General features: G+C 57.7%; 21 protein-coding genes (1 of these 21 cut by a window edge). 9 read left to right on the top strand and 12 right to left on the bottom strand.

The window, feature by feature from the left end; all coding sequences use genetic code 11:
- Positions 1-540 precede the first annotated feature (540 nt).
- The 5 genes from grpE (at position 541) to HZB23_01255 (ending at position 5,732) form a co-directional block, all read left to right on the top strand.
- Complete coding sequence (gene grpE, locus HZB23_01275) at positions 541-1,107, top strand: nucleotide exchange factor GrpE (GenBank protein ID MBI5843281.1); 567 nt, start codon at positions 541-543, stop codon at positions 1,105-1,107.
- Between the two features lie 76 nt (positions 1,108-1,183).
- A complete protein-coding gene (dnaK, locus tag HZB23_01270) occupies positions 1,184-3,112 on the top strand; it encodes a molecular chaperone DnaK (GenBank protein MBI5843280.1) in 1,929 nt (642 codons plus the stop codon).
- Between the two features lie 378 nt (positions 3,113-3,490).
- Positions 3,491-3,652, top strand: coding sequence for a type II toxin-antitoxin system HicB family antitoxin (locus tag HZB23_01265; protein ID MBI5843279.1), 162 nt, complete (start codon positions 3,491-3,493; stop codon positions 3,650-3,652).
- Positions 3,653-3,905: 253 nt separating this feature from the next.
- The gene (gene leuC / locus HZB23_01260; protein MBI5843278.1) at positions 3,906-5,165 is read left to right on the top strand and encodes a 3-isopropylmalate dehydratase large subunit; all 1,260 of its coding nucleotides are present in this window, start codon (positions 3,906-3,908) and stop codon (positions 5,163-5,165) included.
- Between the two features lie 66 nt (positions 5,166-5,231).
- On the top strand, positions 5,232-5,732 hold the full coding sequence (locus HZB23_01255) for a 3-isopropylmalate dehydratase small subunit (GenBank protein ID MBI5843277.1): 501 nt from the start codon (positions 5,232-5,234) through the stop codon (positions 5,730-5,732).
- A 209-nt stretch (positions 5,733-5,941) separates the two neighbouring features.
- Here HZB23_01255 and HZB23_01250 read toward each other — a convergent pair whose 3' ends face one another.
- From HZB23_01250 to HZB23_01210, 9 genes are all read right to left on the bottom strand, one after another.
- Positions 5,942-6,601 carry an alpha/beta fold hydrolase gene (locus HZB23_01250; GenBank protein ID MBI5843276.1) on the bottom strand — a complete coding sequence of 220 codons (660 nt, stop codon included), beginning with the start codon at positions 6,599-6,601 and terminating at the stop codon, positions 5,942-5,944.
- The gene (locus HZB23_01245; protein MBI5843275.1) at positions 6,592-7,230 is read right to left on the bottom strand and encodes a hypothetical protein; all 639 of its coding nucleotides are present in this window, start codon (positions 7,228-7,230) and stop codon (positions 6,592-6,594) included. The genes HZB23_01250 and HZB23_01245 overlap by 10 nt, the downstream gene beginning before the upstream one ends.
- 131 nt (positions 7,231-7,361) lie before the next feature.
- Positions 7,362-8,372, bottom strand: coding sequence for a methyltransferase domain-containing protein (locus HZB23_01240; protein ID MBI5843274.1), 1,011 nt, complete (start codon positions 8,370-8,372; stop codon positions 7,362-7,364).
- A 34-nt stretch (positions 8,373-8,406) separates the two neighbouring features.
- Positions 8,407-9,192: an alpha/beta fold hydrolase gene (locus HZB23_01235; protein MBI5843273.1), complete on the bottom strand. Its 786-nt coding sequence runs from the start codon at positions 9,190-9,192 to the stop codon at positions 8,407-8,409.
- Between the two features lie 230 nt (positions 9,193-9,422).
- Positions 9,423-9,647 (bottom strand): hypothetical protein, encoded by a 225-nt coding sequence (locus HZB23_01230; GenBank protein MBI5843272.1) that lies wholly within the window; start codon positions 9,645-9,647, stop codon positions 9,423-9,425.
- A gap of 219 nt (positions 9,648-9,866) precedes the next feature.
- Positions 9,867-10,484 (bottom strand): OmpW family protein, encoded by a 618-nt coding sequence (locus HZB23_01225; GenBank protein MBI5843271.1) that lies wholly within the window; start codon positions 10,482-10,484, stop codon positions 9,867-9,869.
- A 197-nt stretch (positions 10,485-10,681) separates the two neighbouring features.
- Positions 10,682-11,446, bottom strand: a complete 765-nt coding sequence (locus HZB23_01220; GenBank protein MBI5843270.1) for a sulfite exporter TauE/SafE family protein — start codon at positions 11,444-11,446, stop codon at positions 10,682-10,684.
- Between the two features lie 15 nt (positions 11,447-11,461).
- The gene (locus HZB23_01215) at positions 11,462-12,073 is read right to left on the bottom strand and encodes an indolepyruvate oxidoreductase subunit beta (GenBank protein MBI5843269.1); all 612 of its coding nucleotides are present in this window, start codon (positions 12,071-12,073) and stop codon (positions 11,462-11,464) included.
- Between the two features lie 208 nt (positions 12,074-12,281).
- Positions 12,282-14,213: an indolepyruvate ferredoxin oxidoreductase gene (locus HZB23_01210; GenBank protein ID MBI5843268.1), complete on the bottom strand. Its 1,932-nt coding sequence runs from the start codon at positions 14,211-14,213 to the stop codon at positions 12,282-12,284.
- 441 nt (positions 14,214-14,654) lie between these two features.
- Between HZB23_01210 and HZB23_01205 the strand changes: the two genes are divergently transcribed.
- From HZB23_01205 to HZB23_01195, 3 genes are all read left to right on the top strand, one after another.
- On the top strand, positions 14,655-16,214 hold the full coding sequence (locus tag HZB23_01205; GenBank protein MBI5843267.1) for an ammonium transporter: 1,560 nt from the start codon (positions 14,655-14,657) through the stop codon (positions 16,212-16,214).
- A 38-nt stretch (positions 16,215-16,252) separates the two neighbouring features.
- Positions 16,253-16,591, top strand: coding sequence for a P-II family nitrogen regulator (locus tag HZB23_01200; GenBank protein MBI5843266.1), 339 nt, complete (start codon positions 16,253-16,255; stop codon positions 16,589-16,591).
- Between the two features lie 385 nt (positions 16,592-16,976).
- Complete coding sequence (locus HZB23_01195; protein ID MBI5843265.1) at positions 16,977-19,376, top strand: FG-GAP repeat protein; 2,400 nt, start codon at positions 16,977-16,979, stop codon at positions 19,374-19,376.
- A 160-nt stretch (positions 19,377-19,536) separates the two neighbouring features.
- Here the strand turns inward: HZB23_01195 and dctP are convergent, their stop codons facing one another.
- Positions 19,537-20,811, bottom strand: coding sequence for a TRAP transporter substrate-binding protein DctP (dctP, locus tag HZB23_01190; GenBank protein MBI5843264.1), 1,275 nt, complete (start codon positions 20,809-20,811; stop codon positions 19,537-19,539).
- A gap of 316 nt (positions 20,812-21,127) precedes the next feature.
- On the opposite strand from dctP, the gene HZB23_01185 reads away from it, so the two are divergent.
- A complete protein-coding gene (locus tag HZB23_01185) occupies positions 21,128-22,546 on the top strand; it encodes a hypothetical protein (GenBank protein ID MBI5843263.1) in 1,419 nt (472 codons plus the stop codon).
- Between the two features lie 712 nt (positions 22,547-23,258).
- On the opposite strand, the gene HZB23_01180 is transcribed toward HZB23_01185, so the two are convergent.
- Together HZB23_01180 and HZB23_01175 are read right to left on the bottom strand one after the other, a co-directional pair.
- The gene (locus HZB23_01180; protein ID MBI5843262.1) at positions 23,259-23,471 is read right to left on the bottom strand and encodes a dodecin domain-containing protein; all 213 of its coding nucleotides are present in this window, start codon (positions 23,469-23,471) and stop codon (positions 23,259-23,261) included.
- Between the two features lie 325 nt (positions 23,472-23,796).
- Positions 23,797-24,005, bottom strand: partial view of an HD domain-containing protein gene (locus HZB23_01175; protein ID MBI5843261.1) — the 3' end only. It continues 1,024 nt past the right edge of the window; 209 of the gene's 1,233 nt are visible here — the last part of the coding sequence; its start codon lies beyond the right edge, outside the window; the stop codon is at positions 23,797-23,799.

Below are 24,005 nucleotides of genomic sequence, written 5' to 3'. Positions count from 1 at the left end.
CCGAAAACGGGCCTTTCAGGGAATTTTCAGGCTTCCGGCGGACGGGGGCCCCTTTCCGAAATCGGAGTGCAAATTCAAAAGGTTGAATCAAATGGCAAAGAGCCGTAAAAATCGCCGGAATTCTTGACACAGGGGGCTCGCGTCTTATCTTCTCCTCGTAACCCCGTTCGGCGCGGACTTAATCGGCGGCGCAACGCATGGTTTGGGGATAAAACGCACCGCCGGGCCGATCAAGTTTCGGAGGTTGCGCCCTTCCTTCAACCGTGGCGGCGCTGCTTTGGGTTCGCATCCGATAAAAGTATAGGTGGCTATGAACCATTTTCAGCAAGGCGGTTTTTCCTGGGAGCGCGGGCGTCCCGCCCGCTTTTGCCGTCCAATGCGGGCGGGACGCCCGCGCTCCCAGGGTGAAAGCCCTCTATCCATTTTACTGATAAGCTGAAAATAGTTCATAGCCACGAAAGAATATGAATACCGGCTTCCGGCCCTGGGATGGGTCATGAGGATTGGAGAATGGACAAGGCGTCATCTAAGGGTGGTCAAGTGAAAACAGTGCTGAACGCCGTGCAGCAGCCGGAAGACGAGATCGCGGAAGGCGCGGAAATCGCCGACCCGGCGGAAACCATAACCCGGCTGGAAGAGGAGGCCAAGGCCAACTACGACAGGTTCCTTCGGGTTTCCGCAGAGTTCGAGAACTATAAAAAGCGCTCGGCCCGCGAAGCTGAGGACTTCCGCAAGTACGCCAACGAAAGCCTTTTAAAGGACCTCCTGCCGGTAATCGACAACCTGGAAAGGGCCCTTGAAAGCTCGGACGCCACAGCGGCCACCCTGGCCGAGGGCGTGGGCCTTACGCGGAAGGAGATATTGAAGGTGCTGGAGCGCTACGGCGCGACCCCGGTGGAGGCTTTCGGAAGCGAGTTCGACCCCTGCCGCCATCAGGCGCTCATGATGGACGAGAGCGGCCAGCACCCGCCCAACACCGTGGTGAAGGAGCTTCAGAAGGGATACATGCTGAAAGACAGGCTGCTACGGCCCGCACTGGTAGCGGTGTCAGCCGCGACGGCGGAGGCCAGGCAATGCGAAGAAGCCGTAAACGACCCGGCGGATTAAGACCGACCGGGTTTCAGATAAATACGCAAGATCAATAACCCAACGCAATGTTCCCCAAGGGGAAAGGAGTAAGACAATGAAAAAGGTAGTGGGCATAGACCTTGGAACCACCAATTCCTGCGTGGCAATAATGGAGGGCGGAGACCCCAAGGTCCTCACCAACCCGGAAGGCGGGCGCACCACCCCTTCCATCGTGGCCATTTCCGCCTCCGGCGAGCGCCTCGTGGGCCAGATCGCCAAGCGCCAGGCAATCACCAACCCCAGCAACACCGTGTTCGCGGTAAAAAGGCTCATTGGCCGCAAGTTCGATTCCAAGATTGTCCAGGATGACTTGAACATCCTTCCATACAAGGTGGTCCGGGCCGACAACGCCGACGCCTGGGTGGAACTCCAGGGCAACAAGTACAGCCCCCAGGAGATTTCCTCCTTTATTTTGAGCTACATGAAAAAGGCCGCCGAGGATTACCTGGGCGAGCCCGTCACCGACGCCGTCATCACGGTTCCCGCCTATTTCGACGACTCCCAGCGCCAGGCCACCAAGGACGCGGGGAAAATCGCGGGCTTGAACGTCCTTCGCATAGTCAACGAGCCCACGGCGGCTGCCCTGGCCTATGGCCTGGACAAGAAGAAGGAAGAGAAGGTCGCGGTCTTCGACCTTGGCGGCGGCACCTTCGACATCTCGATTCTGGAAATCGCCGAGGGCGTGTTCGAGGTGAAATCCACCAACGGCGACACCCACCTGGGCGGCGAGGATTTCGATCTTCGGATCATCGATTACCTTGCCGACGAGTTCAAGAAGGACCAGGGCATCGACCTTCGCGGCGACAAGATGGCCCTGCAGCGGCTCAAGGAAGCGGCGGAAAAGGCCAAGATGGAGCTTTCCACCAGCATGGAGACGGAGGTCAACCTCCCCTTCATCACGGCGGACGCATCCGGCCCCAAGCATTTGAACATCAGGCTCGGACGCTCCAAGCTGGAGGCCCTGGTGGGCCAGCTTCTGGACAAGCTGGAAGGCCCCTGCCGCATGGCTTTGAACGACGCCAAGCTCTCGCCCGCCCAGATCGACGAGGTGATACTGGTTGGCGGCATGACCCGTATGCCAGCGGTCCAGGCCAGGGTGGCCAAGATTTTCGGCAAGGAGCCCCACAGGGGCGTGAATCCTGATGAAGTGGTGGCGGTTGGCGCGGCAATCCAGGCCGGGGTCTTGAAGGGCGACGTGAAGGACGTGCTTTTGCTGGACGTCACCCCGCTTTCCCTTGGCATCGAGACCTTAGGCGGCGTCATGACAAGGCTCATCGACAAGAACACCACCATCCCGGTGAAAAAGAGCCAGGTCTTCTCCACCGCCGCAGACAACCAGCCAGCGGTCTCCATCCACGTGCTCCAGGGCGAGCGCGAGATGTCTTCCGACAACAAGACCCTTGGCCGCTTCGAGCTGATGGGAATTCCCCCGGCCCCGCGCGGCGTGCCCCAGGTTGAGGTCACCTTTGACATCGACGCCAACGGCATAGTGTCGGTGGGTGCGAAGGACCTTGGCACGGGCAAGGAGCAGAGCATCAAGATCACGGCGTCTTCCGGCCTTTCCAAGGAAGAGATCAACCAGATGGTGAAGGACGCCGAGATGCACGCCGAGGACGACAGGAAAAAGCGCGACCTCGTGGATGCCCGCAACCACGCCGACGCCCTTGCCTACCAGACCGAAAAGACCCTGAAGGAGATGGGCGACAAGGTTGACGAGGCCACCAAGCAGAGCGTCACTGAGGCCGTGGAGAGACTCAAGAAGGCCCTGGAATCGAGCGATGACGCGGCGGAAATCCGCCGGCTCACCGACGAGCTTACCCAGGCTTCCCACAAGCTGGCCGAGGCCATGTACGCGAAGGCCTCCCAGCAGGCCGGGCCCGGACCGGACCAGGGCGGCCCCGAAGACCCCTCCCAGGGGGGAAGCCAGCAGTCCGGCGGCTCGGACGACGACGTGGTGGATGCCGAGTACCAGGAAATGAAGTAAGGGCGAATGCCCTTATCTTTGATGAAGAAATGGGCCGCGTTCCGGTGAGGGGCGCGGCCCATGTTTGTTTTTCGCGGCGCAAACTAGAATTTCGAGGCGCAACAAAAACCTTGACACGACAGTTCGAGCGCTGATAGGAATTTATACTGGTTTAAAACAAGCGGAGCGATTTTCATGCACAAGTCCGAGCCCGGCATTTTTCTCCTCCTCCTTATCGACATGGGCGCACTTCCCTGCCCCGAGGACGCCGGATAACGGAGCACTTGAAGAAATTCAAAAAATCCGTTACCGGCGCTTCGGTAACGGATTTTTTTTTGGAGCGGGGAAGACGGCGCAGGGGCCGGAAAGCGGATTTTTCACTTTCAAGGGAGTTTTGACATGAAGCTCAAGGTCATTGTTCACGAGGCCGAAGAAGGCGGATATTGGGCCGAAGTGCCTTCAATTCCCGGCTGCGCCACCCAGGGGGACACCTTTTTCGAGCTTCTTTTAAATCTCCGTGAGGCCATTGAAGGATGCCTTTCGGTAAATTGCCCGTCATAATATTACTGGGCGCAATGTTTAGTTCCATTTTATGAAAAGGTAGCCCCCGTCACCCCGGCGGAAGCCGGGGTCCAGTAAAAGGCGGCAAACGGTTAAAAACTGGATTCCGGCCTCCGCCGGAATGACGGAATTGGGCAACTACCCCCAATGAAAAATGAAATTAAATAAAGCTCCTGTTGATAAAAACCTTCGCCCCCTGAAAATCAGGATTCATCATTTTCAAGGGTTTGATTTTTTAAGGAGCCTAAAACCAATGCCGATGACCATAACCGAAAAAATTCTGGCGGCCCACGCGGGCCGCGAAAGCGTATCACCCGGCGAGCTTGTGATGGCCAAGGTGGATATTGCCCTTGGAAACGACATAACCGCGCCCATAGCCATAAACGAGTTCGAGAAGGCGGGCGCGAAAAAGGTATTCGACAAGGACAGGGTGATCCTGGTCCCCGATCATTTCTGCCCCACCAAGGACATCGCAAGCGCCATGCAGGTCCAGAAGGTGCGCGATTTCGCCACCCGGCAGAACCTCACCCACTGGTACGAGGGCGGCGAAAGCGGGGTGGAACACGCACTTCTGCCCGAAAAGGGCCTCGTGGTTCCCGGCGATGTGGTGATAGGCGCTGACAGCCACACCTGCACCTACGGGGCCATGGGGGCATTTGCGACGGGCGTCGGCTCAACCGACCTGGCCTTTGCCATGGCAACCGGCGAGGTGTGGCTGAGGGTTCCCGAAAGCATCAAATTTGTTTACGAGGGAAAACTGAACCCCTGGGTTGAGGGAAAGGACCTCATCCTTTATACGATAGGCGACATCGGCGTTGACGGCGCGCTCTATCAGGCCATGGAGTTCACCGGGCCGGTCATCGAGGGGCTTTCCATGTCCCAGCGCCTCACCATGAGCAACATGGCCATTGAAGCGGGCGCAAAGTGCGGCATGATCGCGCCCGATAAGGTCACCGAGGAGTATGTAACGGGCCGTGCGCTTCGCCCCTGGACCTTCTACGCCAGCGACCCGGACGCGGTTTACGCGAAAACCGTGGTTTACGACGTGAGTAAAATCGAGCCCCAGGTGGCCTTTCCGCACCTTCCCGAAAACACCCGGCCCGTAAGCGAGGCCGGAAACGTGCCCATCCATCAGGTCGTGATAGGCTCGTGCACCAACGGGCGCATCGAGGACATGCGCATGGCCGCCTCTGTTCTGAAAGGCAGGAAGGCCGACAAAAACGTCCGCCTCATCGTGATTCCCGCCACGCCCTGGATTTACCGCAAGGCAATGGAAGAGGGGCTTTTCACCATATTCCTGGACGCCGGGGCCGTCATATCGCCCCCCACCTGCGGCCCCTGCCTTGGCGGGCACATGGGAATCCTCGCCAAGGGCGAGAGGGCCGTGGCCACCACCAACCGCAACTTCGTGGGCCGCATGGGCCACCAGGAAAGCGAAGTCTATCTTACGAATCCGGCGGTTGCGGCGGCTTCGGCGGTTTTGGGGAGAGTCGCTCATCCTGGCGAGTTGTAGCGCCCGTCTTAATTGATATGATGTTATCGGGGCGGCAAAGTCCCTAAAGATACAGGAGACAATCTGATGGAATTAACCGGCAGGGTTTTCCGCTTCGGCGACGACGTTGACACGGACCTCATAATACCCGCGCGGTATCTCAATCAAAGCGACCCGGCGCATCTTGCGGCCCACTGCATGGAGGACGCCGACCCGGCCTTCGCCAAAAACGTGAAGCCGGGGGATTTCATCGTGGCGGGAAAGAACTTCGGGTGCGGGTCCAGCCGTGAGCACGCCCCCATAAGTATAAAGGCAGCAGGGGTTGCCTGCGTGATAGCCAAAAGCTACGCCAGGATATTCTACCGCAACGCCTTCAACATGGGGCTCACCATCCTGGAATGCCCGGACACGGACGATATTCCCGAAGGCGCAACGCTTTCCGTTGACCTTTCGGCTGGAAAAATCACCGACACCGCAACCGGCAGGACCTACACGGCCACGGCCATACCGCCTTTCATGCAGGAGCTTGTGGCGGCGGGGGGGCTGATGAGCTGGATGGGCAGGCGTTTGGGGGCTTCACCAGGCTAGCGCCCGTCTAAAAACGCGAATCGCGGTGTCAGGCGTCAAAGCCAATTCCGCCACGTACGAACATCCTGATTTAGCCCAAGAACTCTGCGATTTCTTGGGTGGGTACGCTTGCTCATTTGCTTCTCGCCAACCTTAGCGCTTTATCGTTTTTATCCAGGCTTTAAAAAGGCTTTCAGCGCTTTTTTCTGGATACTTTTCAGACCTACTTTTCAGATCATTTTTTCAAATCGCCCGTGCCGAAGGAAATGAACGGTCTGGCGGGCGGCTTCGGGGGAGTTCATTATAAAGGAGTGGGTGCGGCGGATGACGATAAAATCCTTCATGCCGTCGAGGCGGGCTTTGGCCACGCCTACCTTGCCGTCGTCCGGGCCTTTGATGAAGAGCGAAAACAAGGGATTCGGGCTCCGGTTTCCGGCGATGACCCCCACTTCATAATCGGGCTTGGGAAGGTTATTAGGCAGGCTTTCCGGGCCTGTGCCCAGTTCCCGCACGGGCTGGCCGTAAATGCGCCAAAGAAGGGGCGTTCTGATGAGAAGGTCCGCAAGTTCGCTTCCGCCGTTGGGCGGGGCAAGCATCACCACCCTGCCAAGGTTTGGCCAGCCGCCTTTTTGAAGCATAACCCGTGCAAGAATGCCGCCCAAAGAGTGGGTGACGAAATGGATACGCCCCCCATCGTGAGGGTCAAGGCTGCGGATTTTTTGAGCCGTGATGTCGGCAAGAGCCTCTATGGAGCGGGACCTGGAAGGGTAGCCCACCAATTCCGTCTCAAACCCCTCCGCTTCAAGCCGGCGGGCCAGGATTTTCATTGATCCGGCCCGCCGCATAAGCCCGTGAAGCAGAACCACCCGCTCTGAAACCGCTATATCCACTTGTAGACGCCCGCGAAAAGCACCAGGGCCGCTATGTCCACCGCGAAGATGGTGGAGACTGTGATGACCTTGCTTTTCATTTTCTTCATGTCGTGAACCCAGAAGCTCACGATAAAGAAGGTGAGGTAGCCGAAAAGGAAGATGGGCAGGGGCGAGCCCGCGCTCCAGAAGGGATGTTCCCAGATCAGGGCGTCCGCCATGTTCAGAAGTATTTCCACGAAGGTGCAGAAGGCCGCGCCGAAAATGGCCATGAACACCCGGTTGGGAAGGCCCAGGATTTTAAGGGACTTATCCGTTGGAAGCATCTTGCAGAAGGTGATGCCCGCTATGGCGAACATGAAGCAGATTTCTATGTTGAGCCCGATCAGGATTATGTAGGCCGAGGGCTTGGCAACCCCCCAGAAGGGCGCGAAACCGTTATAGTGGAAATAGAGCCCGTTCACGATCTCGTTGAACCAATCCATGCCCCAGTAGGCAAGGCCCGCCAGCACCAGGCTCCAGTTCTTCCTTTCCACCTCCACCGCGTAAACGTAGACCACGAAGGCGAAAAGCGGGATCACGTACCACTGGAAAAGGCTTGGGTCCCGGAGGGCCGCAAGGGTTTCCATCGAGGTTTTTGAAGGTATCATGGCGTTCTCCTTTTTTCCGTAAATGAAAAGCCCGGCGAAGGGGCGGGAATTGTCTTTAAGCCTCTTGGACAATCGCGCTTCGGATCAAGCTTGTCAACTTCAAATTCCAGGAAACCCGGAAGCCCAAAGCGTCATTCTGCGGGCTTTTTCCCAATCATGAGCCCGGTTCCGACGCCGGTGTCCGATAAGGCGCCGGGGTCAAGGCCCGCCTCCCTCATCCATTCCGCCACCTCGTTTTCGGTGAAGGTGTCGCCGCCGCAAGTCCCCACCAGCATGTTGAGGGCGAAGAAGGCCCCGAAAATGGGAGCGGTTCGGCTTGGCTCCATGATGAAATCCTGCACTACCAGAACTCCGCCCGGAGCCAGGGCTGCGGCGCAGCGCTCGAAGAGCCTGACGTTGGCTTCGGGCGGGTTTGAGTGGATTATGGCGGAGAGGAAAACCACGTCGAAACCAGCGGGGAAATTGTCCGTGAGATAATCGCCGGGGACCGTGTCCACCAGGTGCGAGACCCCTTCCCGCTCCAGGTAGGAGCGTGTGAGCGGAAGCACGTTGGGAAGATCGAAGACCACGGCCCTGACGTTTTTGCCCCTTCTGGCGAATTCGGCGGAGTATGCCCCGCTTCCGCCGCCCACGTCCAGCACCCTGCCGTTTTCCGGGACATCCACCAGGGGAACCACCCTTGGGGCTTGGCGCACGGCCCGCCAGTGCATGGCGGCGATGAAGGACGACAGCCAGGCGGAACCCGCGTCGTTGACCGCCGGGCGCTCCATGCATTTCCCGGTTTTGACTGCCTGTGTGAGGGTGCTCCAGGATTCCCACAAGTGGGCGGTATGGGAGAGCCCGGCCAGGAAACCGGGCTTTTCCGGCACCAGGTGCATTGACGCTATGGGGCCGTTGGTCAAAAGACCGTCTTTTTTTTCGATGAGTCCAAGGGCCACAAGGGCGTTTAGAAGGCGATCCGTGGCGCGCGGGTCCGATCCTATGGCCATGGCCACCTTGGCCGGGCTCTGTGGGCCGCGATCCAGAACCTCGAACACCCCAAGCTCGTGGGCCGTAAGCAGCACCCTTGCGGAAAAAAGGCCGGAAACCGTGTTCATTATGTCTTCGGCTGTGGAAAAGGAGGAGGGCCGTTCCCTTAGCATGAAAATTCCTTTCAGCGGGTTTTTTCGGGGCGGCCTAAGGCCCCGCGATGATTTCTCTTACAGCCTCCATGTATCCGGCGGGGTCGGCAAAGAAGATGTCGTTGTGGCCCGCGCCCCTTACCAGGAAAAAGCGCTTGCGGGCGGCCTTCGATGCCTCGTAAAGCTCCTCGCCCTGGGCAAGGGAGATAATTTCGTCGTATTCCGAGTGAATGATAAGGGTTCGCTTTCCGAACCGGGCGATCTTTCCGGTGTGGTCAAGGGGATCGGCCTCATCTGCCATTCCGAGGCGGGCGGCGTTTAAACCGAGCACGCGCAAGAGCGGCGCGGTGCGTGAAAATCCGCTTTCGATTATGAGTCCGGCCACGCCGTTTTCGCAGTTGGATGCGATTTCAAGGGCCGATGCGCTTCCAAGAGACCGGCCCATTATCCATAATTCGGGGTTGCGGTTCTCTTTCGCCAGAAGCCTTTGAAGCTCGCCGAAAATCGCGTGGGCGTCCCGCAACATGTCGGAAACCGTGGGGATTCCCCGGCTTGCGCCGTAGCCCCGGTAATCGGCCACTATAAGATTGATGCCGCTGTCGTTGAACAGGGAGGCGATGTCGTCGTAGTCCTCCGCGATTTCGCCGTTCCCGTGGAAAAAGAGGATGGTGGGGGCATGGGTCCCGGCGGCCTCGAATAAACGTCCGCCCAGAGGCGTCCCGTCGTATGCCGTAAAGATCAGATCGCGGGCGCCTTCGGGCGGCAGGGCCGGGCTTTGCTTTCTGGGGTGGAAAAGCACCCGTGAGACATCGGGATGATCCAGAACCGAAACAGGGTCCATAGCCCCTCCCCATCGAGCCTGTGGTGGATTCGTGTTGAACCGCCTTTTCGGGGCAGTCTAACACATCGGGCGTTTGCATGTAAATCGATGGGATTGCCGGTTTTCAGGCAAGGGGCAGGAAGGCGTGAAAAGGCTAAAACACGCGGAAAAATTTTAATTGGGAGGATGTTCGGGAAACCGGGAGTGCTGAAGCAAAAAAACAGTCGGGACAAAAGAATGAAACCCTTGTTTCAGCGCAGCTTTATCAGGCCCTTGAAGGCGTCTGCCGCCTCGTATCCGAAAATAAGGCCCACCACCGCCATTCCGCCGGCTACCGACCAGATGATGTTGTAATTGATGGGGTCCTGGCCCAGCACGTAATGAAGGACGATGTAAGTCAGGGCCGCACCAAGAGCTCCGAATATCGCGGCGTGAAACAGGCGGGTGAGCATGGCCGAATCCCTTTTGATTGTCATTATTTGTAGGTACGATAACACAGTGTTGAATATTTTTCCATAACTTTTTTAACAGGCAACATGTGAAATGCCAAGGAAAATTATTATCCTTGTCCTTCCCCGGCCATCCATTGAAAATATCGGCATGGCTGACCGCATGGCTTTCCCGCACCCCAATAAAGCGGGGGGAGACCTTAAGGCCTCCCCCCGGTTCATCAACACGCTGTTTTTACAGGCTTCCTAGAACAGGTATTTCCAGGTAAGGCCTGCCTGGAAAGCGTTCAATTCGAAGTCCGGAGAATCGGGCTCATCCTCGACTTCCGCGCTGTTGAAGGTGTAGCGAAGGTCCAGGCCCAGGCAGTTATTGGCGTTTACCATGTAGTCGGCGCCAAGATTCAGAAGGAACCCGAAGCTGTCTTCAAAATCGGAGTCGTCCGCCGGGTCGGAGGAATCAAAGCTGTTTAAGTAGTAGCCCACGCCCGCGCCAACGTAGGGCATCCACGCGCCCACGGTGGGCTGATAGCGGAGGGTGAGAAGAAGGGGGATCTGAGTCAGGTCGCCGATGTCATCGGTCCAGCCCGCCGCCTTGGCGTCAATCTGGGTGGTGCAGTATTCCAGCGCGCCTTCAAGTGCCCAGTCGTTGCTCAAGAAATAGGTCAGGTTCGCGCCGTAAAACGCAGCGCCGTCCGGATCGAAGTCTATGTCAACGCCACTGTCGTTAAAGGTGTCGCCCGCGTAGCCCGAATAGCCGAGCCGAAGGCCCACGCCCCACTTGCCCGCTTCGCCCGCGAAGGCCGAACCCGCCGCGAACATCACCATGATGCCCACACATAAAATGGTAATCATCTGTTTGCGCATTGTGACTCCTCCTTGTGTTTGGTGATACTGCCGGTTGCGCTATTCCGGCCCCCCTCCTCAAAGGGACCGGGCGCGGGAGGGTCTGCTTGGATACCAAAGACTCTCCCAATGACTTTATATGCAAGTTTGAATGACAGTTGCAAGTTTTTTTTGCTATTTCAGTAAAAGTTACTGAAACGGCGGCGGTTGGGTGGTTTTTATGCCACGGGGTAGGAGCGGTAGATCAGGTGGATTCCGACCAGGGTGAGGGCGAAGATGAAGATTTCCTTCAGAAGCCTTTCCGGCACGCGGCTGGTTATTCGCGGTCCTGTCTGGCCTCCGATGAGAACCCCCGGTATGGCCCAGGCGGCAAGGCCCAGGTCGGGCCGGGCACCTAAGGCCGTGTGGACGGAAAAAGCCACCACGCTTACGCCAAAGGCCACCACTATGCAGGTTGCGATGGCGGCCCTCATGACCACGTTCAAGCGCCCGCGCAAAAGGGGCACCAGCCATTCGCCGAGGCCGGTGCTCAAAAGGCCGCTTCCCACGGAAAGGGGGAGGGCTATCCAGAGCCAGCGGGCGGCCTCGCGCACCGGCACGCGCAGGCGGGTGGGCGAGCCGTAGTCCTCGTGGCTGAAAACGAACCACAGGGCCGTTGCCGTGGCAAGGATTCCCAGGGTCATTTCAAGGTTTCCGGCGGACAAAAGGCGGGAGAGCACCGCCCCCGCCCAGATTCCGGGGATGGTGAGAATCATCAGGAACCCGGCCAGCTTCAGATCGACGCCGCCGGTGCGACCGTAGGCAATGGCGGCTGAGGCCATGCCAACCGACTGGATGAGAAGGGAGGTGGCCACGGCGCTTCCCACCGGGACCTTTAAGGCCACCAGCAGAAAGGGCATCCACATTATGCCGCCCGAAATTCCCACTGAGCTGACTATGACGGAAATCACGACGCCCGCCGGAAAGGCCCACCAGTCGCCCATTAAACCCCCGGACTTCTATTGAACCAAAGAGAGGCCCAGATCGTAGGCTTTCAGATTTATGTCCACCTTGGACGCGTCCATGGCCGCCGTAACCGTTTGCGTAAAGGTTTCCCGGTCAATGGGCAGAACTCCGGTCCCGGCAAGGGCTCCCATCATGATGACGTTTCCCAAAATTGCCGCGCCCAGTTTCACCGCCTCGTCGGTGGCGTCAATGAACCAGGAAGCCGCCGAAAGCTCGCCCACGCCCTTTTTCACTTCTTCGAGGGACGGGTAGGCCATGTCGCCTGATATGCATCCAACCGGATAGATGCTCCGGGTGTTGGCAAGCACCTTTACGCCCGGATGTCCGTATTCGCCGAGCACCCTAAGGGCCTCGATGGGCTCCAAAGCCACCACCACGTCAGCGGCTCCCTTGGGAATCTGGGGCGACCAGGAGCCTTTGGCGGAAATCCTGAGGTGGCTCATGACCGAGCCGCCCCGCTGGCTTGCGCCGAAGGTCTCGCCGATGGTGACGTTAAGGCCCTTCCGTGAGAGCATGTTTCCAAGAAGGCGCGAGGCCAGAACGTTTCCCTGGCCGCCCACCCCGGTGATGATGACGTTCGTCGGATCCTTGGCCAAAATTGCCATTTTCGTCTCCAATATAAGAAGTGCCCCGGCCCTGCCGGGTTCAATCCATATAATATTTATCCCGGATTGAATTCCGGGCGCAACAGGCTGGATAAAAACGATGAAATGCTAAGGTTGGCGAGAAGCGCGGGGAGGAATAATACTGTTCGTATATGACCGACCCGCGCTTTTTCGCCTGACACAGCAGTTCGCGTTTTTAGACGGCCTGTCAGTTTTCCAGGCGCATAATGGCTCCGGCGGGGCAGATATCGGCGCACACCCCGCAGCCCGCGCAGATAACGTCGTCTATGCGGCTGGTTTTCTTTTCAGCGTCCCAGAAAAGGCCGGGGCAGCGGAAGATGCGTGTGCAAAGACGGTTGCATCCGCAGTTTTCACCCAGGCATTTTTCCTCGTTGACGGCAACGTCGTACTTTTTCTTGCCCTTTTTTTCCGGGGACAGGGCGCAGATTTGCCGGAGGATCAGAACCCGCACGCCTGATTTTTCCATCAGAAGGCTTTTAAGAACCTTCTGGGTGGCGACTATGTCGAAGGGGTCGCAGATTTCCACTTTCGCGCCTATTGCCCTGCACACGGCGGGGATGTCAACGGACGGGGCCTCCTGGCCCATGGCGTCCTTGCAGAGGCCCGGATGGGGCTGGAAGCCCGTCATGCCGGTGCCGGAGTTGTCCAGAATAATCATTGTGATGTCGGCCCTGTGGTGCACAGCGTTCACCAGGGCGGGCATTGCAGAATGGAAAAAGGTTGAATCGCCGCAGACCGAGACAACGGGCTGGTCCAGCCCGAAGGGGCCCAATTTTCCGAAGCCGGATGCGACGCCTGTTCCCGAACCCATCGAGTGAAGGGTTTTCAAGGTGGAGAAGCCCGAAGGAAGCACGGCCATGCTGTAGCAGCCGATGTCGCCGCACACGAAGCCCTGCCGCCCGTCTGCGCAAAGGGAGTTATGGATACCCCAGAAGCTGGCCCGGTGGGGGCAGCCGGGGCAGAATGTAAGCTCGCGGGTGGGCGCTCCGAAAAAGCTCTTCTGCATGGCGGCTGTTGCGTATTCCTGAGGCACCGGCTGATAGGTGGTGTTAAGCAGTTTGGCGAGCGCTGCGGTGACCAGATCGCAGTTAAGCTCGCCATACATGGGGAGTAACCCGTCGCGCTTGCCCAAAATGGTCTTGGGGCCGGTTTTGGCCGTAAGCTCCTGGGCAAGGGCCTTGACGTTTTCCTCCAAAAAGGGCTGGACCTCCTCCACCACGAAAAAGCGGTCGCACATGGAAAGGTTCTTTTCCATGAACTTTGGCGGCAGGGGCCAGGTGGTCACGAGCCTTAAAATTCCCACCTTGCCGCCAGCGTTCAGAAGGCCCACGGCCTCCTTGGCGTAAAGCCCGGCGGCGCTTGACGTGATTATCACAAGCTCAGGCTTATCAGGCCCGACGTAGGTGTTGAAGGGGGATTCCTCGAACATCTCCACGGCTTTTTTGAGCTTGTCCAGAAGGAGTCCGTGCTTGTAGGCCACGGGCGGGCTCATGACGGGGCCTTCCATGGGGTCCAACACAAAGCCGTCGTGAATGAACCGGGCTTTTTTTTCGTCTTCGGGAAGCTCGCCCAGAACCACATCGCCGGAAGCGTGGGAAAGCCTGGTCACGCTTCGCACCATGACCAGGTTTCTTATGGCCTCGGAAAGCTCGAAGGCCCATTTGGTGACGTCCTTGGCTTCCTGAAAATCGCCGGGTTCAAGCAGCGGAATTTCCACAAGTCGCGCGAAGTTGCGGGCCTCACCCTCGTTCACCGAGGAAAGGGCTCCTGGGTCGTCGCACGGCAGAAGCACCATGCCGCCCCGCGTGCCTGAATAGGCAAGGTGCAAAAGGAAGTCGGAGGCCACGTTGACGCCGTTTTGCTTCATTACGCAAAGGCTTCTAAGGCCCGCGAAGGAGGCGGCAGCCGCAACTTCCAGGGAAACCTTCTCGTTTACGGACCATTCAACGTAGATTTTGCGTTCTTTGGAGGCTTTGGCAAGGTTTTCGATGATTTCCGACGAGGGCGTGCCGGGATACCCTGCCGCCACGGAAACACCGGCCTCCAGGACTCCACGGGCTATGGCCTCGTTGCCCATGTAAAGTTTCAAATCCCCCTTTTTACCCGATGCGACCGACATGGCAAAAATCCCTTCCGTTTAAGCGGATGAAAAAATTTCTCGCCGACTGTTTAAGGCCGAAAAAACGGACCATGAAAACGGATGACTGAAGGCGGGGCGCTCGTCCCCGAATCTGATCACCATACCATAATTATGTCCGTTGCGCCATACGCCTTGAAAGGGCGGATTGCAAAAATTTTGGCGCGATGCCGTCCTATAAAAAATACATATATGTAATTTTATAAAATAATATAACAAATATGTATTTTTATATTTGGCAGTAAAATTTCAGAATCATTATAACAGTTTGATTTTGATTTTAATTTGTATTTAGGCACGCTGGTTGCATTTCATGGCATTAACATGCGACACGGAACCTGCGAGCCCGTGCCCCAAAATTCGAGCCGCGCCAGGGCGCTTGCGGCCCGAATATTCAAATAACCCCTTTCAAGGGAGCGTGTCATGAAAACAAGAATCTGCGCAATAATTTTAATCTTTCTGCTTTTTGCGGGCCACGCCCCGATGCTGGCCGCCGCCGAGCCCGACCCGTCCGGCGGAAGCACCGGCAAGGCCTCGGACGTTTTCGGTGCCACCGCAGGAGCACCCACGGCGGAGGAGTTCGAGGCCCTGTCCAAAACCGAGCCTTTGGCCGCCAAGTTGGCGGATGTGATAGGCCACAACAGGATCGCCATCAACATGGCATGGATGCTCGTCTGCGGCTTTCTGGTCATGTTCATGCAGGCTGGCTTTGCAATGGCTGAAACCGGCTTCACACGCGCCAAGAACGCAGGGCATACAATGGCCATGAACTTCATGGTCTATGCCATAGGAATGCTTGGCTACTGGATATGCGGGTTCGCCATCCACATGGGCGGAAGCGGCGGGGCTGCGGCCCTTGGAGGCGGCGGGGTTCTGGACCATGAATTCGTCATCTCGCTTTTCGGCAAGGATTTCGGTCTGTTCGGAATGAAGGGCTTCTTCCTGTCAGGTGTAAGCTATGATGCTGTGGTCTTCTCCATCTTCCTTTTCCAGATGGTGTTCATGGACACCACGGCCACCATCCCCACGGGTTCCATGGCCGAGCGCTGGACCTTCAAGAGCTTCGTGATCTACGCATTCTTCATCTCCATGTTCGTGTATCCGCTTTTCGCCAACTGGATGTGGGGAGGAGGCTGGCTTTCGGCCCTGGGGCGCAACTTCGGGCTCGGACACGGCGCGGTTGACTTTGCGGGAAGCTCAGTCGTTCACATGACGGGCGGCGTGGCTGCCCTGGTGGGGGCCATCATCCTTGGGCCCCGGCTTGGCAAGTTCAGAAGCAACGGTGAGCCAAACGCCATACCCGGCCACGATATTCCAATGGCTCTTGTCGGATGCTTCATCCTGGCCTTCGGATGGTTCGGTTTCAACGCCGGATCCACCCTGGCCGCCGGAGACTTAAGAATTGGCGTGGTTGCGGTTAACACCATGCTGGCCTCGGCTGCAGGCGCATTTTCCGCAGCCCTTTACATGTGGATACGCTACGATAAGCCTGACATCTCCATGTCGGCCAACGGACTTCTGGCAGGGCTTGTGGCGATAACCGCCCCCTGCGCCTTCGTGAACTCGGTTTCCGCCGTAATCATCGGCGCAATTGGCGGCTTGATCCTGTGCGTAATGGTCTTTTTCGTTGAGCGGAAAATGAAGATAGACGACCCCGTGGGAGCAATCTGCGTGCATGGAATTAACGGAGCATGGGGAATGCTGGCCCTGGGGCTTTTTGCAGACGGAACATATGGCGGTGGATGGAACGGCGTGACCGGCGCGGTGACCGGCCTTTTCTACGGCGACGCCTCGCAGTTCGCGGCCCAGTTGATAGCCGTGATCACCAACATAGTGTTCGTGGGCGGTGTAATGTTCGCCTTTTTCAAAATTCTGAACGCCATCACCCCGCTTAGGGTGCCCAAGGATCAGGAAATGGAAGGGCTCGACATGCACGAGGTGGCTGTTACGGCTTACCCCGACTTCAACATCCGCCAGGCCTGAAAAACCGGCAACCGTTCCACAGGAAAAGGAAACCGAGCATGAAAAGGATAGAGGCCATCATCAAGCCGTTCAAGATGGAAGAAGTGAAAAAGGCCCTGATGGACGCGGGCGTGACGGGCATGACAACCACGGACGTCAAGGGCTTCGGACGCCAGAAGGGCCACAAGATGGTTTACCGGGGCGCGGAATACGACGTGGATTTTGTGCCCAAGGTTCACATAGTGGTTGTGGCGGATGACGACAAGGCCCCCATTTACGTGGAGGCCATAAGAAACGCGGCCTTGACCGGCCAGATAGGCGACGGTAAGATTTTCGTTTCGAGCATTGAAGAGGCTCTGCGCATAAGAACCGGCGAAACCGGGCCGTCAGCCCTTTAAGGACAGCCCGGCCAAGCCGGATTGCAAGGCCGCAATCAACAAAAATGCAACAATCACAAAGGGGGGGAGCCGGAATTTTCCGGCTCCCCCTCATGCTTTCCGCATATTTGCAGATACGTCAAAGCCTTGAGTCTCCTCTGGTCCCAGGGTCTGGCCCCGTACTTACAAGATTTTATCAGGCTTAAAAAAATGATTTGAGGCAGCGAACCTGAAAAGATACTGTGTATCTCTCGTAATTTATATCAGCCAAAATTTTTCTGACCAGGATTGCCGGCGCGTTCCTTAGCGCTTCAGGCCCTCCTTTTTCGATATACCTTTAAGGCCCCACTGGGCAATGCGGCCTGACAGGCATATCCATACCCAACATTCATGAAAGGCTCAGGGCATGAAAGGGTTTTTAAGAAGCAGAAGGGCCACAGGGTGGCTGGCGTTTTTGCTGGTTGCAGGCGCGGCGGCGGTTTTCGCGGGCGTTCAACCGCTAACGCTTCCGGCTGTAATCGATTTATTCAACGGCGAAGAGGACGTTTTGATCTACGGCGCAGACAGCTCTGACTACGCCGGGCGTTCCACAAGCTCAATCGGCGCCTCTTCACACATTACGGCGGACGTTAACGGCGACGGCTCTCCGGACCTGGTTTTCGGAGCCCCGCTTGCGGACGGCCCGCTCAACGCGAGGGCGATGTGCGGCGAGATATACGTCTATTACGGCCCGCTGGCAGCCGGAATCCTGGACGTTGCGGGAACGGCTGGTAACGCCCCCGATGTTGTCATTTACGGCGGCCGGGGCGGTGATAATCTCGGGTACGAAGGCGGGCTGACCTGCGCGGATATCAATAACGACGGCATCGAGGATATCCTGGCCGGAGCTTACGGAGCCGACGGCCCCGGCTTTGCCAGGGCCGGCTGCGGAGAGCTTTACGTAATTTACGGCTCCGCCGCCCTTCCCGCCGTAATAGACATCGCCAACGGCGATCAGGACGTGACCGTTTACGGCGCATCGGCGTCCGACGCATTGACAGCAGGCTATAATCTTTTGACCAAGGATTTCAACGGAGACGGAATCACCGACATCATGACGGGCGCTCAGCTTGCGGACGGCCCGTCCGACGCCCGAAGCGGATGCGGAGAAGTCTACATAATCTATGGCTCGGCAGGCCTTCCGGCAGCAATTGACCTGGCTTCGGGAGCTGAGGATGTCACCATTTACGGAGCCTCGGCAAGTGACGGCCTGGGTTTCGAATATGCAAGCTGCGCCGGAGATTTAAACGGTGACGGCATCTCCGACATGATTCTCGGATCAGTTCTGGCCAGGGGCCCGCTTGACGCCCGCAACGCATGCGGCGAAGCCTACGTGATTTACGGTTCTGCGGCCCTTCCAGCAGTTATAGACCTGGCCTCAGGTGACGAGAACGTGACCGTTTACGGCGCCACCGCGCTTGATCGCCTGACCCACAGGCGGGGCCTGACAGCAGGGGACGTTAACGGAGACGGCATAGACGACCTTGTCCTGGGAGCCTGGACGGCGGACGGGCCGCTCGAAGGCCGCTCCGCCGCCGGAGAGGCCTACGTCATTTACGGAGGCGCGGCGCTTCCCGCCACCATAGACATTGCATTAAATGAGGAAGACGTAACCATATACGGAGCCACGGCCAATGATCAATTAACCGGGTGGTGTCCCATATCCCTCGGGGACGTCAACGGGGACGGCAGGGATGACATCCTGCTTTCAGCTTTCGCCGCCGACGGACCTGGCGATGGACGGCTCAGCGCCGGGGAGGGCTACCTCATCTACGGTTCGGGGACACTGCCAGCAACCATCGACCTTGCTTCAAGCGGCGAGGACGTAACCATTTACGGCGCCTCCGCCGGAGACCAGCTGGCCGAGTATGCGGGAATCAGCGCAAAAGACGTTAACGGTGACGGCTTGGCTGACATCCTTACCACCGCCGCCTTCGGCTCTGGACCTGCCGAAGGTCGAAGCAGCTCTGGAGAAAGCTATATCATCTACGGTTCGACGGCCGTGCTTCCCGCAACTATCGATTTGAATGCCAGCGAAGAGGACGTGACCATATACGGCGCGAGCAACTTTGACATGCTCAATTCCGGCTTCGGCCTTCAGACGGGGGATATCAACAACGACGGGTTCCTGGACCTTTTGCTGGCAGCATATGGCGGGGACGGCCCGGGCGAAGTCAGAAACGGTTGCGGCGAGGTTTACGCCATCTTCGGCGAGGGCGATTCCACCACCGCCGCGGCGAAGGATACGGATCACGCCGGAAACCCGCTCGCGAAGGACTACGGCACGGCGCGGGCGAAGATAGATTTCGGCGCGGGAGCGGCGGGAAGCACCACCACGGTGACCCTAACCCGCAATGACACGGGCGTCAACATGCCGGACCTGACGAAAGTGGCGGACGTAAACTGGACCGTAACAACCGACCGCACAGCCTTTTCCGCCAAGGTTATCTTTCACTATCTTGAGTCGGAAATCGCGCAACTAACCGAAGGCGACCTCAAGCTCTACAAGGCCGCCACAGTCGGCGGGACCTACTCCGAAGTGGCGGGCGCGGTCTTCGACACCGTGCGCAACACCGTTACAGCCACGGGGCTTACCGGCTTTTCGGTCTTCATACTCTCCACTGCGCCCCCTGCCGCCGCTCCGTCCCCCCACTGCTTCGTGGACACCCTTTCAGCCGGAAACGGCAACCGCACCATGCCCATCGCCCTGGCTGTTCTTGCCCTGGCGGGTGCGCTCGGCTTTGCGGTCATCAACCGCAGAAGATAAAAGCATGGGTTTATGAACCCGGCGGGGTAGGCATACCCGCCGGGAGGATTAAGGGTAAATGTACAAAAGGCAGGCCGGAATTCTCCGGCCTGCCTTTTGTTTGCCGGGAGCCCCCGCCCCCCGTGATGTCCTTACGCCAGCACGCCTTGGGCGCTTCGGCTCATTCCACTCCCAGGGCCTTCAAAAGCGCCGCGTCCACCCGGCCCGTGGCTTTTAAACCCTTGGATGCCTGGAAGGTCTTTATGGCCTTGTAGGTTACCGGCCCTGCGATGCCGTCCGCCACAGAGTTGTAATAACCAAGGGTTTTCAGGCGGGCCTGGACCGAATGGACCTGCTTCGCCTTGTCTCCTCCCCCGGTCGCCCTGCCTTCCGACGGTTTTGAAGACGCAAGCCCGCCCGAAGACGAAGGATGGGCCGTGCGGTAATCGGCAAGGTGACCCAGCACCTCGTCCAGAAGGCTTTCCGGGTACAGTTCGCCCGCGAAATCATACCAAAGGGGCGTGGTGCGGCGTCGGATGTCGTCCAGGTCATCCCCGCCCGATTTGGCCTTGGTCACGCCATACCCGATAATCGCGGACAGAAATTTTTCCAGGTCCTTCCTTGCCAGGATGTTGAATTCCCTGGCCCTTGAAAGGCGCATGGACTCGATGTTTTTCTGGTAGGCGGGCGGAAGGGCGCGGAAAGCCTCAAGGGAGGCCACGAAAAAGGCCGGGGTATATCGTATTCTGGCGGTGAAAACATTTTTGACAACGCTGTGAAGCTGGGTCCCCACGATATAAATTGACGGGGCCACCACCGCGTCCGCCCTGCCGGAGCGGAGGGCGGAGGGAATGTCGGTGGCGCTCATCACCACGGCCTGTGCCCCCAGGCTTCCGCAGAGCTTGATGTCCAAAGGCCCGAACCATGAAGCGAAACGCGCACCCTTGAAATCGTCCAGGGTTTCGATCTTTTTGGTGGAGTATATCTCGTCAAAGCCCTGGTCCAGCCAGGAAAGGATTTTGAGCCCCCTTGGCTCCAGCATCCTGTCGAAGGTCCAGATCATTTTCTCCTTCAGATAATCCACCTCGTCGTAGCCGTTCAAAAGAAAGGGCAGGCCCAAAACCGCGACCTCCGGGCAGGCCGTGTACGTGCCCTGTCCCGAAAGGCCCGATGCCTGTACTCGCCCGATCTTCAGGTTTTTCAGGGCGGTTATATCGTCGCCCATCGCCCCGCCCCATGATGACGCCACCACCATGTTGCCTTCACACGCCTTGACCAGAAACGGGAACAGAACCTGGCGCACATAGATGGCGTAGCCCACGTCCTTGGGGGCCAGGGATGTGGTTTTCCAGCGGACGCGCCCATCCTGGACCTCTGCGGCTACCGTAGAAGCCGGAAGCAAGCCCAGGCAGAGACAGAGAAGAACAACGGCGAAACACATTTTGCGAAGGCGCATGGCGGCTTTCTCCAATAGTGGTTAATAACAAGATAGCTTGTAGGATGATATACAAAAATTAATAACATAACCAAATTGATAAATCAAGCATAATTTGACTATAAGGTCAATTGACCATGTGCTCGAATATTTTTGGACAGTGCTGGGCCGTGTTTTCAGGTCGGGCTGGAAAACGCGGGCGGTGCGGACAGGTAAAAGAATGGTAGGGGCCGGGACAGCGCTTTGAAGGGGGCTGCAAAAGGGTTATTATTGAAATGCGGGGCGGAAACCCCTGCCCATAAGGCCCAAGGGCCTCATTCAAACGGAAGAAGGCGGGATGACCATTTTCAAAAGAGCGTTACAGGGGCCTTCTCCGGGCCTTGTCCAGGGCGATGACGGCAGCTTCGTGCGCCTTGTGGACAGGTACGCCGTTTACGGCGACGGGCTGAATTTCCCCGATCTCTGCCGCAAAATGATAAGGCCGGACACCAAGTATCTTGTGCTGGACCTGGACGGCACCTTTCACAAGAGGCTCAACCTGGGCGTTTTTCTGGGTTACGAGCTTTCGGCGTACCAGGCTTACGGCCTGGACTACCTCTTGAAGGTCGAAGAAAAGCGGGGCCTGTCCCCCTTTGTCCTAAAAAGAAGGGACGCGGTCGGTAAGGCCCGGTACGTGAAAATAGGGGCCACCCGCTGGCTGGTTCCGGGGGCCATCTACTATTCCCTGGCCCGGCTGGGCTGGGCCAACCATGCGGTGCGAAGGAATCTGCGGCGAAATCTTGGGCCTTTTGCAATGGACCGGCTTCTCGCCCTCATGCGACTGGGGCTTATGCATCAAATGGCCAGCGCGCCCTTGTCGGACGTGCGTCTTCTGGTTGAAAGCCTCTGGCGAAGGTATGCTGACCTCACGGTCATAGAGCCTGAGGACATCAAAGCCATAAGGGGCGAGTTTTCGAACCTCAAAATCATCGTCTCAAGCGCGTCTCCCTCGGTTTGCCTTGACGTGGTGAGGGAAAAATACCCGGTCCACAAGGTCATCAACCTGGAGATAGAGGTCAAAAACGGGCGCACCAGCACCCCGCATTTTTTGCATCCGGTGTTCGGCCACGGAAAACCCGCACGCATAGCCCCTCCGGCGAGCCTTAGGGAAAACGCTGCCCAGATGAAGATCGACCGGCTGGTGGAGCTTTACCCTGATTTTCTGGACCCCGGCGTTCACACGGTGGGGATCACCGACACCAAGCACGGGGAGGACCAGTCCTTTGCAGAGGCTTTCAAGTGCGTGGCCGACGTAAACAGCCCCGACCCCTTTTCTCCGCTGGTTTCGGCGCGATCCCCCCTTCGTGAAATCCATTCGGCCCGGGTTTTTACCCGAAAGGAGAGGCTGGAGGGGCAGGACGGCGGCGGCCAGGGCCGGATTCTTTTTGCGGACGAGATGGCCCGGATTCTTAAAAGCGACTTCGCGGCGGCCCGGAAGAGCGCCGGAACCTGCTACTCGCTTTACAGGGGGGCAAGGGCTGACCTCGCGGATTTCGCGGAGCGGCTCGACGCCCTCGAAACCGAGATCGCCTCGTCGGTTGAGGCATACAACCAGGCTTCCCAGCGCGGGCGGAACGCCGCGCTGAAGAATCTGCGGGCCTCCGTGGGCGGGGTTTTTACCGCCAACAGGCGTCTTTCCTCCGCCCTGACTCCCCTGTCCGACGCTTATTCGGGGCTTGAGGAGGCCATTATTTCGGCGCGAAACAGGGTGCACTGAAGCCTGGATAAAAACGCGAATCGCTGTTTAATATTACGGGAAGCAAAGTTTAGTTCCATATTTCATGGAGAGACAGCCTCCGTCACCAAGGCGTTTCGCCGGGGTCCAGAAAAAGGCTGCAAACGGCAAAAAACTGGATTCCGGCCTACGCCGGAATGACGGAATCGGGCAATTGCCATACTGAAAAAATGGAACAAAACAACGCTCCAAATAATATGAAAGCGGGCGGGACTCCGGCGCTTTCAGGCGGAGCTTCTCAAAAATTAAACGGGCCGGGCGCGGGAAACAAATCCACGCGCCCGGCCCGTTTTTTTTCGGAAAAGCCGCCTGCCTTGGGCTTAAAGCCCCCAAACTTGTAACAGGCTGTCGAAAAACGCGATCCGCTATGTTGTGCGTCAAAGCCAATTCCGTCACGTACATGAAGTACGCTTGACTCATTGGCTTTTCGCACGCCTTACGGCTCATCGTTTTTCATCAGCCTGTATGATTGGAGTTTTTCAACAGGCTGATAACAGCCAGGGTTTCAAGGAAAAAACGCCACGGGATTTATGAAGAAAAAAAATCAATCGGCATTGTGTCGTCAGCCATCAAGCCCGTGAAAATGAGGATGAAAAACGGTTTTCGGCGGGCTTCGAAAAAGTGTTGTCAATCATTCGCCCCGTGCCTGTATCAGGCGACCGGCAGGGCGGCATCTGTCAAGACAATTGTCCCGTCACTCACTTAAGTATTTGAAGGACAGTTTCACCTTGCACCGGTATGCCACGACCTTGTTGTTCTCAAGCTTCAAGTCCATGTCGGAAACCTCGGCGACGCGCAGCTCCTTCAAGGACTTTCCGGCCAGTTCAACGGCGTTTTTGGCGGCGTCCTCCCAGGATTTGGCGCTCGTCCCCACGAGCTCGATGAATTTGTATACGCTTTCGGCCATGACAGTCACCTTTCGTTGGAGGAAAAAGACTTGTCGGCATCCGTTCCATCCCGTGGCGTAATCGGAACCGGGAAAGCCCTTTACCGGTCATGCGACTGATTGGCAAACCGCCCGAACCGGGTGGCAAAGCCTGTGACCGGATGGCACCTACTTGTTTTTTTCCTTCTTTTCCTTTTTTACCTTGCGCTTTTCCGCCGGAGTCAGGAGAGGTTTCTTCTGCTGCTCCTTCTTGCCCTTGTCCTTCTGACCCTTGTCAGCCATGTAGGCTCTCCTTTCGGTAAATAGGGGTTGTTCTGATCTGTCAGCCGCCTGACCCTGGCGGCTGTCAGTCCGGTTCTTCGTCTTTGTAACGGTCACGGATCGAGTGTATCACATCCAGGCGTGAAAAGAATATCTCTACAAGCCGGGGGTCGAACTGGGTGCCCGATCCCTGCTCCAGGGCCTTTAAGGTTTCGCTTTCGTCCCAGGCCTCCTTGTAGACGCGCTTGGAGCAAAGGGCGTCGTAAACGTCGCAAAGGCTCACTATGCGCCCGA

This window comes from Deltaproteobacteria bacterium (assembly GCA_016235345.1).
GTDB lineage: Bacteria > Desulfobacterota > Desulfobacteria > Desulfobacterales > Desulfatibacillaceae > JACRLG01.
The sequence above is the reverse complement of the archived record's forward strand: the minus strand, read 5'-3'. Positions and strand labels throughout refer to the sequence as shown.

Excerpts from the sequence above, each read along its gene's own strand:
- dnaK (MBI5843280.1), top strand. The coding sequence starts at position 1,184 with ATGAAAAAGGTAGTGGGCATAGACCTTGGAACCACCAATTCCTGCGTG.
- HZB23_01265 (MBI5843279.1), top strand. The coding sequence starts at position 3,491 with ATGAAGCTCAAGGTCATTGTTCACGAGGCCGAAGAAGGCGGATATTGG.
- leuC (MBI5843278.1), top strand. The coding sequence starts at position 3,906 with ATGCCGATGACCATAACCGAAAAAATTCTGGCGGCCCACGCGGGCCGC.
- HZB23_01255 (MBI5843277.1), top strand. The coding sequence starts at position 5,232 with ATGGAATTAACCGGCAGGGTTTTCCGCTTCGGCGACGACGTTGACACG.
- HZB23_01245 (MBI5843275.1), bottom strand. The coding sequence starts at position 7,230 with ATGATACCTTCAAAAACCTCGATGGAAACCCTTGCGGCCCTCCGGGAC.
- HZB23_01240 (MBI5843274.1), bottom strand. The coding sequence starts at position 8,372 with ATGCTAAGGGAACGGCCCTCCTCCTTTTCCACAGCCGAAGACATAATG.
- HZB23_01235 (MBI5843273.1), bottom strand. The coding sequence starts at position 9,192 with ATGGACCCTGTTTCGGTTCTGGATCATCCCGATGTCTCACGGGTGCTT.
- HZB23_01230 (MBI5843272.1), bottom strand. The coding sequence starts at position 9,647 with ATGACAATCAAAAGGGATTCGGCCATGCTCACCCGCCTGTTTCACGCC.
- HZB23_01225 (MBI5843271.1), bottom strand. The coding sequence starts at position 10,484 with ATGCGCAAACAGATGATTACCATTTTATGTGTGGGCATCATGGTGATG.
- HZB23_01220 (MBI5843270.1), bottom strand. The coding sequence starts at position 11,446 with ATGGGCGACTGGTGGGCCTTTCCGGCGGGCGTCGTGATTTCCGTCATA.
- HZB23_01215 (MBI5843269.1), bottom strand. The coding sequence starts at position 12,073 with ATGGCAATTTTGGCCAAGGATCCGACGAACGTCATCATCACCGGGGTG.
- HZB23_01210 (MBI5843268.1), bottom strand. The coding sequence starts at position 14,213 with ATGTCGGTCGCATCGGGTAAAAAGGGGGATTTGAAACTTTACATGGGC.
- HZB23_01205 (MBI5843267.1), top strand. The coding sequence starts at position 14,655 with ATGAAAACAAGAATCTGCGCAATAATTTTAATCTTTCTGCTTTTTGCG.
- HZB23_01200 (MBI5843266.1), top strand. The coding sequence starts at position 16,253 with ATGAAAAGGATAGAGGCCATCATCAAGCCGTTCAAGATGGAAGAAGTG.
- HZB23_01195 (MBI5843265.1), top strand. The coding sequence starts at position 16,977 with ATGAAAGGGTTTTTAAGAAGCAGAAGGGCCACAGGGTGGCTGGCGTTT.
- dctP (MBI5843264.1), bottom strand. The coding sequence starts at position 20,811 with ATGCGCCTTCGCAAAATGTGTTTCGCCGTTGTTCTTCTCTGTCTCTGC.
- HZB23_01185 (MBI5843263.1), top strand. The coding sequence starts at position 21,128 with ATGACCATTTTCAAAAGAGCGTTACAGGGGCCTTCTCCGGGCCTTGTC.
- HZB23_01180 (MBI5843262.1), bottom strand. The coding sequence starts at position 23,471 with ATGGCCGAAAGCGTATACAAATTCATCGAGCTCGTGGGGACGAGCGCC.